Annotated in this window: 7 protein-coding genes and 2 pseudogenes; 5 read left to right on the forward strand and 4 right to left on the reverse strand. The window is 73.9% G+C overall.

Going from position 1 to position 9,058, the window contains the following annotated elements; all coding sequences use genetic code 11:
• Positions 1 to 315 precede the first annotated feature (315 nt).
• On the forward strand, positions 316 to 831 hold the full coding sequence (locus STRAU_RS38120; RefSeq protein WP_016645723.1) for a class F sortase: 516 nt from the start codon (positions 316 to 318) through the stop codon (positions 829 to 831).
• A 23-nt stretch (positions 832 to 854) separates the two neighbouring features.
• On the opposite strand, the gene STRAU_RS38125 is transcribed toward STRAU_RS38120, so the two are convergent.
• A complete protein-coding gene (locus tag STRAU_RS38125) occupies positions 855 to 1,670 on the reverse strand; it encodes a peptidoglycan recognition protein family protein (RefSeq protein ID WP_016645724.1) in 816 nt (271 codons plus the stop codon).
• Positions 1,671 to 1,885: 215 nt separating this feature from the next.
• On the opposite strand from STRAU_RS38125, the gene STRAU_RS38130 reads away from it, so the two are divergent.
• Together STRAU_RS38130 and STRAU_RS38135 are read left to right on the forward strand one after the other, a co-directional pair.
• Positions 1,886 to 2,311 (forward strand): YciI family protein, encoded by a 426-nt coding sequence (locus STRAU_RS38130; RefSeq protein WP_016645725.1) that lies wholly within the window; start codon positions 1,886 to 1,888, stop codon positions 2,309 to 2,311.
• A 51-nt stretch (positions 2,312 to 2,362) separates the two neighbouring features.
• Positions 2,363 to 3,609, forward strand: a pseudogene (locus STRAU_RS38135) (RNA polymerase sigma factor).
• On the opposite strand, the gene STRAU_RS38140 reads toward STRAU_RS38135, so the two are convergent.
• Positions 3,573 to 4,544, reverse strand: coding sequence for a LysR family transcriptional regulator (locus STRAU_RS38140; protein ID WP_016645727.1), 972 nt, complete (start codon positions 4,542 to 4,544; stop codon positions 3,573 to 3,575). The pseudogene STRAU_RS38135 and the gene STRAU_RS38140 overlap by 37 nt on opposite strands.
• A 325-nt stretch (positions 4,545 to 4,869) precedes the next feature.
• On the opposite strand from STRAU_RS38140, the gene STRAU_RS38145 reads away from it, so the two are divergent.
• Positions 4,870 to 5,178 (forward strand): hypothetical protein, encoded by a 309-nt coding sequence (locus STRAU_RS38145; protein ID WP_016645728.1) that lies wholly within the window; start codon positions 4,870 to 4,872, stop codon positions 5,176 to 5,178.
• A gap of 40 nt (positions 5,179 to 5,218) precedes the next feature.
• On the opposite strand, the gene asnB is transcribed toward STRAU_RS38145, so the two are convergent.
• Together asnB and STRAU_RS38155 are read right to left on the reverse strand one after the other, a co-directional pair.
• Positions 5,219 to 7,060 (reverse strand): asparagine synthase (glutamine-hydrolyzing), encoded by a 1,842-nt coding sequence (gene asnB, locus STRAU_RS38150; RefSeq protein ID WP_016645729.1) that lies wholly within the window; start codon positions 7,058 to 7,060, stop codon positions 5,219 to 5,221.
• A gap of 316 nt (positions 7,061 to 7,376) precedes the next feature.
• Positions 7,377 to 8,021 carry a TetR/AcrR family transcriptional regulator gene (locus STRAU_RS38155; protein ID WP_016645730.1) on the reverse strand — a complete coding sequence of 215 codons (645 nt, stop codon included), beginning with the start codon at positions 8,019 to 8,021 and terminating at the stop codon, positions 7,377 to 7,379.
• A gap of 121 nt (positions 8,022 to 8,142) precedes the next feature.
• Between STRAU_RS38155 and STRAU_RS38160 the strand changes: the two are divergent.
• Positions 8,143 to 9,058, forward strand: a pseudogene (locus STRAU_RS38160) (DMT family transporter); the annotation flags it as partial.

Genomic DNA, 9,058 nt, shown 5'->3' on the forward strand with positions numbered 1-9,058 from the left:
GCGCCGCCGGGGGCCGGCAGGGCTGACGCGGCCCGCACCCGCCCGGCCCCGCCCGACGCACGCCGTCGGGCCCGACCCTCTCGTGGTGGCGCCGCCCCGGTCCCCTTCCGCAAGCTCCCGGGGCGGCGCCACCGCGCGGCATGGAGCCCTCATGTCCCGTACGCACCACCGGATGTCCCCTACGCACCACCGGCGTCCGCAGCGCGCCGCCGCGCTCGTGGCGTCCGCCCTCGCCCTCGTCTGCGCCGCCGCGCCGCCGCGACCGGCTGCTCCTCCGCGAGCGGCGCGCGGGCCGAGTCCCCGACCACGTACGCCGTGAAGGAGCCGCGTGACGCGGCCGGCGACGCGGGCTCGGGACGGGCCGCGGGGCGCGGCACCCCGGCGACGGCCGCGGCCCCGGTCCACGTGTCCATCCCGTCGATCGGCGTCAGCAGTTCCCTGATGCGGCTCGGCCTGAACGACGACCGCACGGTCGAGGTGCCCCCGCCGGACAAGGGCATGACCGCGGGCTGGTACACCGGCGGGGCCGTGCCCGGTGAGCGCGGCGCGGCCGTCATCATCGGCCACAACGACACCCGCTTCGGCAAGGCCGTCTTCCACGACCTGAAGAAGGTGCGGGCGGGCGCGGACATCGCGGTCCGCGACTCCCGTGGAAAGACCGTCCGCTTCAGGGTCACCGGCACCGAGACGGTCGACAAGCAGGCGTTCCCGACGGACAAGGTCTACGGCAGCACCGGCTCGCGCGCCCTGCGCCTGATCACCTGCGACGGCGCCTTCGACGCGCAGGGGCATCCGGTGGACAACCTCATCGTGTACGCCACCGCGCGCTGAACCGGGGCGGGGCACGGCGGGGGTCAGCGCCGCCCGACCGCCGCCGCCTGGCGCGCGGACGTCCGCCCCTGGAGTGCCGCCGCCCGCTCCCGTATCGCGGGCAGTTCGGCCCGCAGCGCGGCGCCCGGGCAGTGCGTGTAGTAGCCGTCGGCGTGCCCGGACACCGCCTGGAAGTCCGCGTGCGCGCCCACCCGGTACCGGCTGAGGCTGTTGCTGGAGACCAGGCGTGCGGTGCGCCGCGGGTCGGCGTCGGCGAGGCCGAGCTTCCAGGCGGTGAGCGCGGCGATGGCCTCCACCATCGGCGCCGGTACCGGGGCGCCCGCCGTGAACGTGCCGATCGCCGCTATGCCCGCGGTGCGGTGGTTGAACCCCTGCGTGTGGGCGCCCACGACGGGCCGGTCGACGCCGCCCGCGCGCCCTTCGTAGATCGTGCCGCAGCGGTCGACGAGGAAGTTGTAGCCGATGTCGTCGAACAGCCGGGCGCCGGTCTGGCCCTCGGCGAGCGCGCGGATGATGCGGGGCGCGTCGGCGCAGTCGTACCCGTTGGGCGAGTCCGTGTGGTGGACGAAGACCGCGACGACGGGCCCGCCGTAGCGGGCGGGCGGCCGGGTGGGCCGGGTGTCGCCCAGCCACCGTTCGCGCGGCACGATGGCGGGCCTGGCGGCCCGGTGCGCGACCGCCCTGGCCTCGACCTGCCGCCCGCCCCCGTCGACCGCGCGCTGCACGCCGATGACGCACAGCACCAGGGCGGCCACGGCCACGAGACCCGGCAGGCACACGAGCACGGCGCGCCCGGCACGCGGCAGCAGCCCCGCCACCGTCTCCCGCAAGGCACGCATGGGCCCACTCTCGCTGCGGCCGCCGAGAGCCGCCCCGCAGGTGGGCCAGTCGAGCGACGCGGACGCGGGCCGCACCCTCCTGACCTGCCCCGATACCGAAACCCCCGCCCCGGAGAAAAAAACTTCGCGGAAGTTGTCGAGACCGAGTCGCCCGCTCCGACGTCCCCTGTGAGAGTTGCCCATGAGGGGCGACGACGCAGCCAAGGAGTGCGGTCATGAAGTATCTGGTGATGGTGCAGGGGTCCCAGGCCGACTACGACGCCATGAGCGGCAAGGGGTCCGAGCACAGCCCGGTGTGGAGCGAGCAGGAGCTGCAGGCGATGTTCGCGTTCATGGGCGACCTGAACAACGACCTGTCCGAATCCGGTGAGTTCATCGACGGCCAGGGCCTGACCGAACCGGCGCAGACGCGCCTCGTGGGCATCGACGACAACGGCCGGCCGGTGATCACGGACGGTCCCTACGGCGAGACCAAGGAGGTCCTCGCCGGCTACTGGGTCCTTGAGTGCGAGAGCCTGGAGCGGGTCACGGCTATCGCCAAGCGCGTCAACGAGTGCCCGGTCCCCGCGGGCTCCCCGACCCCGCCGGTGGTGATCCGGCCCATCCAGGAGGGCGGCGGCGAAGGCGTGGACTGTGGCTGACCCCGGCCGCCGCACGGGACCGGCGCACGGCGGCGGAACCCGCGGACGGCGGTGAGCGCGACCGGTGGCACGGAGGACCTGCTGCGCCTGCACGCGCCGCAGGTCCTCGGCGCGCTGGTGCGGCGCTACGGCCACTTCGACGAGGCCGAGGACGCCGTGCAGGAGGCCCTGCTCGCCGCCGCCCGCGAGTGGCCGGACCGGGGCACGCCGGACAATCCGCGCGGCTGGCTGATCAAGGTGGCGTCGCGGCGCCTGACGGACCAGCTCCGCAGCGACGCGGCCCGGCGTCGGCGCGAGGAGAACGCCGCCCGGATGACGCCGCGCGACGCGTTCACGGCGCCCGCGCCCGGCGAGAGCCGCGCCCCGTCGGACGACGACACGCTCACGCTCCTCTTCCTGTGCTGCGAGCCTTCGCTGAGCCCGGCCGCGCAGATCGCGCTGACCCTGCGGGCCGTCGGCGGTCTCACCACCGCCGAGATCGCCCGGGCGAGATCGCCCGGGCGCACCTGGTGCCGGAGGCGACGATGGCCCAGCGCATCAGCCGCGCCAAGCAGAAGGTACGGGGCACGCCCTTCCGGCAGCCGGGGCCCGCGGACCGCGACCGGCGCCTCGCGGTGGTCCTCCAGGTGCTCTACCTCATCTTCAACGAGGGCTACACGGCGACGTCGGGGCCGGCGCTGCACCGCGCGGACCTGGCCCGTGAGGCGATCCGGCTGACCCGTGCGGTCCGCCGGCTGCTGCCCCAAGAAGGCGCGGTGACGGGCCTGTTGGCGCTGATGCTGCTCACCGACGCGCGCAGCGCCGCCCGCACGGGACCGCACGGCGAGCTGGTCCCGCTGGACGAGCAGGACCGCACGCGCTGGGACGCGGAAGCGATCCGTGAGGGCACCGCCCTGGTGGAGGAGGCGCTGGGCCAAGGTCCGGCGGGCGTCTACCAGTTGCAGGCCGCGATCGCCGCGCTGCACGACGAGGCGGAGCGTTCCGAGGACACCGACTGGCCGCAGATCCTCGCTCTGTACGACATCCTGGTGCGCCGTGCCCCGGAGCCCATGGCCGAGCTGGGGCGGGCCGTCGCGGTCGCCATGGTGCACGGGCCGCGTGCCGGTCTGGACGAACTGGCGGCGCTGGAGGGGCGGTTGGCGGGCCATCACCGGCTCGAGGCGGTGCGCGGCCACCTGCTGGAGAAGGCGGGCGACCTCGAAGCGGCGCGGGCCGCCTACGGGGCGGCGGCGCAGCGCACGCTCAGCCGGCCGGAGTCCCGCTACTTGCAGATGCGGGCGGCGCGACTCGCGCCATGACGGCGGGCCGCGCCCCTCGCGCCCTGGGCCGGGACCGGACCGGCCGCGCCCCGGCCGCAGTCGGCGGCCACCATGTCCGCGAAGGCGCGGGCCAGCGGGCTGAGCGCGTCCCAGCGGCGCACGGCCCAGCCGACGGAGAGCGGGGGCAGGTCGGGGACCGGAACCAGACAGAGGCCGGGCGGGTTCTGGGCGCGCCAGCCGGGCAGGGCGGGCACGACGGCCTGGCCGACGCCGAGTTCGGTGAGCAGCAGCGCGGTGTCCCAGTCGGCGACGCTGGTGTGCCCGGCGGGGCCGACGTCCAGGTCGGCGAGGGCCTCGTCGAGCTGCGTGCGGGAGGTGGATGCCTGCGGCGGGCGGATGAGCCGGGCGGCCGCGAGGTCGGCGAGTTCGGCGCGCGGCTCGGCCGCGAGCGGGTCGCCGGCCGGGACCGCGAGGACCCAGGGCAGGTCGGCGACGGGCCGCTGCTCGATGCCGCGCACGGGCGCGCCGATGGTGACCCACGCCAGGTCCAGGTCATCGGCGGCCAGCGCGTCGAAGCAGGCCCGGCTCGAACTCGCCGTCTGGAACTCCAGCGTGACCTGCGGGAACCGCTGCCGGAAGCCGACGACCGCGGCGGCCATGAAGTGCCGTACGGTCGTCGCGCCGGTGGTGACGCGCACCGCGCCGCTCTCCCCGCGCACGAGGTCGCGCAGGCGGCGCAGGGCGAGGTCGATGCCGCCGATGCCGTCGCTCGCGGCGGCCTGCAGGATGCGCCCGGCCGATGTCGGTACGACACCTCGCGCGTGCCGCTCCAGGAGGCTGACGGCGAGCTCCTTCTCCAGACGTTTGACGTGCTGGCTCACCGCCGACTGCGTACAGGAGAGTTCGCGGGCCACCGCGCTGAGGCTGCCGGCGCGGCAGACGGCGATGAATACACGGAGGTCGTCGAGCGTCACGGGCCCCAAGCTATAGCTGGGGGGCACCCGGGTCACTCGCCCGTCCACCGGGCGAACCTCGCATGTAACGCAGATCACACATATCCAGAACGGCACCATGGAACGAGGGGCCCTATTTCATCGTTGAACAAGATGAGAGCCCCGACCGCGATTCCCCCGTCCGGCCGGGGCTCTTCTATGGCCGCCCGGTGTTCACCACGCACACCCGTCCACCGCCCGCCACGTACACCCGCCGTTCGCCACCGCTTCGCGGCACTGCCACCCCTTCGAGCGCGAATATGCCAACCGCACCGCGCGCGGCCGGTCCGGGCGGCATCATGCGTCCATGGACGGTGCCAAGCCTGTGCAGGTCTTGTTCCCACTCGACGAATACGCCGTCGTGGCCCGGCACGCCGACCGCCTCGGCATCACGGTCGCGGAGTTCATACGCCGGGCGGCCGTCCACGCCGGGCAGGCCCCCGACACCAGCGGCCCGGGCAGCGCCCGGCGCGGGGTGGTCGTGCCGCCGGTGCGGCGCGGCCCCGACACCAGCCAGGCGCCCGCGCTCCAGCGGTTTCTGGACACCCTCACGACCACGGACCCCGCCCGGATCCCGCAGCAGCCGCCGGCGGTCCGCAGCTGCTCGGGCCCCTGAGCCGAAGCCGCCGCCCCGGCACCCGCCCCCTCGGGTCGACTCAGGTCAACGACACCTCCGGCTTGTACAGGTCGAACCACAGCGCCAGGTCGAGCGCCCGCTCCAGGCCGCGCCGCGACGCCTGCCTGATCTGCGGGGTGTCGCGGTGCGCGAGGGCGCGCAGGGCCTCGTGGTCGACCAGGGCGAAGACCGGGTGCCCGGGGTCCGCCAGGAGATCCTTGGCGTGCTCCTGGAGCGCGAAGGCGTACTTGGGGTCCTGCGTGGAGGGATAGGGGCTCTTCACCCGGTCGTAGACGGAGCGCGGCAGGCTGTCCCGCGCCGCCTCCCGCAGCAGCGACTTCTCCCGGCCGTCGAAGGACTTCAGAGCCCAGGGCGCGTTGTAGACGTAGCCCACGAGGCGGTGGTCGCAGAACGGCACCCGCACCTCCAGGCCCACGGCCATGCTCGCGCGGTCCTTGCGGTCGAGCAGCGCGCGCACGAAGCGGGTCAGATAGAGGTGGCTGACGGTGCGCATGCGGTACTCGAAGTCGCTCTCCCCGTCGAGGCGTTCGACGCCGCGCACCGCCGTGGCGTAGCTGTCCCCGATGTACGTCGGCAGGTCGAGCGCGTCGAGAACGTCCCGGCGCAGCACGCCCGTCTCGTCGCCCAGGGTCTCGGCGTGCCGCACCAGCCAGGGGAACGTGCCGCCCCGCCGGGCCTGCTCGTCGAAGAACTGGAGATAGCCGCCGAACACCTCGTCCGCCGACTCGCCGGACAGGGCGACCGTGGAATGCTCGCGGATCGCCTGGAACAGCAGATACAGCGAGGCGTCCATGTCCCCGAAGCCCACGGGCAGATCGCGGGCGGTGAGCATCTTCGCGCGCACCTCGGGGTCGGCGAGCGCCTGGGTGTCCAGGACGATGTCACGGTGGTCGGTGCCCGCGAGCCGCGCCACGTCGTGGGCGTACGGCGAGTCCGGCGTGCCGCGCAGCTCGTCGGCCACGAAGTGGTCGCTCTGGCCGGCGAAGTCGACGGAGAAGCTGCGCAGCGTCTCGCCCGCGCCCGCGAGTTGGCCTGCGGCGAGGGCCGCCATCGCGGACGAGTCGAGACCGCCGGAGAGCAGCACACAGCGCGGCACGTCGGCCACGAGCTGGCGGCGCACGATGTCGTCGAGCAGCGAGCGCACCGTGGCCACGGTCTCGTCGCGGTCGTGCGGGTGCGGGCGGGTCTCGAGGCGCCAGTAGGTGCGGCTGCGCAGGCCGTCGCGGTCGACGGTGACGACGGTGCCGGGCTCGACCTCGCGCATGCCGTCCCACACCGCATGCCCGGGAGTCTTCACGAAGGCGAAGACCTCGCGCACTCCGTCGACACCGACCCGGGGGCGCGCGAGCGGATTGGCGAGGATCGCCTTGGGCTCGGAGCCGAACAGGACGCCGTCCGGCGTCGGGTGGAAGTAGAAGGGCTTGATGCCCATCCGGTCACGGACCATGACGAGGCGCTGCCCGCGGCCGTCCCACACGGCGAACGCGTACATCCCGTTCAGCCGCTCGGCGACACCCTCGCCCCACTGCAGATAGCCCCGCAGGACGACCTCCGTGTCGGAGTCGGTGGCGAACCGGTGCCCGTGCCCGGCCAGTTCCTCGCGCAGCTCGGTGAAGTTGTACGTCTCGCCGGAGTACACCAGGGCCACGGTGCCGTCGGGCGTCTCCGCGGTCATCGGCTGGCGCCCGCCGGGCAGATCGATGATGGCCAGGCGCCGGTGCCCCAGTGCCGCGGGCCCCTCGGCCCAGGTGCCGCGGTCGTCCGGGCCGCGGCACGACATCGTCTCCGTCATCGCGTCCAGGGCCTGCGGGTGCGCCCGCAGATCCCGGTCGAAAGAGACCCAGCCGGTGATGCCACACATGCGGTTTCCTCCTGCCGTCCGGCTGCCTTCCCGGTCGTACGTCGTGAACGGCCGAACTAGATGTAATAGGCAGCTATCTCCCCAGGCTCCGCCCCGGACCGCATACGGTCAACGCGCCCGTAACGCCCCCGGCCCGCGCGACCCGGGGGATTTCGGCCGCCGCGGAGCGCGGGTCAAGAGAGCGTCAGGGCGGCACACCGGGCCACACCGCGCCGAACCCCGGGATCGAGGGCGCCCGGAACGTCACCTTCCGGCCACGAGTAAAGACTTGCTCAACACATGTGCAAATCTGGGGCATTGACGCAAAGGGCAGACCTCAGCCGTCCGACCGCACGGCCGCCTTGAGCAGGGCCTGGGCATCCCGGCGGGCGTGGTCGATCGCGTCGGGGAAGATCCCCATGCCGTACGCGACGAGACCGCCCTCGTGCAGCAGCATCAGCGACCTGCCGAGCGACTTCGCCCTGCGCGGGGCGAGCGCGCGGGCCAGGTCGGTGAAGAGCGCGAGCATCCACGCCTTCTGTCCGGTGATCACCGCGTACGCGGGGTGCGCGGGGTCGGTGATCTCGGCGTGCGCGTTGATCATGCTGCACCCCCGGGGCAGGCTCCGCTCCGCCCAGTCGCGGGAGGCGTCGAAGACGGCCAGGATCCGGGACCTCGGCGCGCGGACCCGTTCCAGGCGGTCGGCGAGGAAGGCGCGCCAGCGCTCGTCGCGGTCCGCCAGGTACTCGACGACGATCTGGTCCTTGGAGCCGAACCGGTCGTACAGCGTCTTCTTGGTCACGCCGGCCTCGGCCGCGATCAGGTCCACGCCGACGGCGTGGATGCCGCGCTCGTAGAACAGCCGCCCGGCCGCCTCCAGGGCGCGCCGCGCACCGGGCGTCAGGGGCACGCGGCGCGGCCCCGCTCCCCCGGTCTCCGGCGCCTTCGACGCTTCCGGTGCCTGCTTCACGTACTCACTCATGCGTCCACCTCACCACGACGACCCCGCACCGATAGTAGACCGATCTGTATACTCACCTCCAAGGAGTAAACAGATCGGTCTACTTTCGGTCCGCCGTGCGCGGGCCCACGGGAGGCGCGTCGTGAACGTCCTGCTCTCCATCGGATTCGTGCTGACCTGGAGTTCCGGCTTCATCGGCGCCAAGCTCGGCGCGGGCAGCGCGGACGCGGTGACGGTCCTGATGTGGCGGTTCCTGCCGCTGGCGGTTCCTGCCGCTGGCGGCCGTCCTCGCGCTGCTCGCCGCCACCGTCGCCCGGGCGTCCTGGCGCGGGCTCACGGCCCGGGACCTCGCGCGCCAGGCGGTCGTCGGCGCGCTGTCGCAGAGCGGCTATCTCCTGACCGTGTACTACGCGATCCAACTCGGCGTCTCCAGCGGTACGACAGCGCTGATCGACGGCACCCAGCCGCTGGTCGCGGGCGCCCTCGCCGGACCGCTGCTCGGCCAGTACGTGTCCCGCACCCAGTGGCTGGGGCTCGCGCTCGGCCTGACCGGCGTGGCCGTCGTCACGGCGGGCGACGCGGCGGCCGGCACGGGCGCGCCCTGGTGGGCCTACCTCGTGCCGTTCCTCGGCATGCTGTCGCTGGTCGCGGCGACGTTCCTGGACCGCCGCACCCGCACGCCGGTCGCACCACTGACCGCGATGACCGTGCACTGCGTCACGAGCGCGGTCGTCTTCAGCGGGCTCGCGCTCGCCCTGGGCGCCGCGGCTCCTGTCGCCGAGACGTCGTTCTGGGCGGCCATCGGCTGGCTGGTGGTGCTCTCCACGTTCGGCGGGTACGGCCTCTACTGGCTGATCCTGCGGCGGGGCGGCGTCACCCGCGTCAACACACTGATGTTCCTGATGGCGCCGGTGACGGCACTGTGGGGCGCGGCGATGTTCGGCGAGCCGTTCGGCCCGCAGACGGTGCTCGGCCTCGCGGTCGGGCTGGGGGCGGTCGTGCTGGTGCACCGGGGCGGGGCGTCGGGGGCGCGGGACCGCGGGGCGGCGGCGGGCGGC

This window comes from Streptomyces aurantiacus JA 4570, from assembly GCF_000414115.1.
GTDB lineage: Bacteria > Actinomycetota > Actinomycetes > Streptomycetales > Streptomycetaceae > Streptomyces > Streptomyces aurantiacus_A.

Coding starts and splice junctions, on each gene's coding strand:
- STRAU_RS38155 (WP_016645730.1), bottom strand. CDS start 8,021: ATGAGTGAGTACGTGAAGCAGGCACCGGAAGCGTCGAAGGCGCCGGAG.
- STRAU_RS38145 (WP_016645728.1), top strand. CDS start 4,870: ATGGACGGTGCCAAGCCTGTGCAGGTCTTGTTCCCACTCGACGAATAC.
- asnB (WP_016645729.1), bottom strand. CDS start 7,060: ATGTGTGGCATCACCGGCTGGGTCTCTTTCGACCGGGATCTGCGGGCG.
- STRAU_RS38130 (WP_016645725.1), top strand. CDS start 1,886: ATGAAGTATCTGGTGATGGTGCAGGGGTCCCAGGCCGACTACGACGCC.
- STRAU_RS38125 (WP_016645724.1), bottom strand. CDS start 1,670: ATGCGTGCCTTGCGGGAGACGGTGGCGGGGCTGCTGCCGCGTGCCGGG.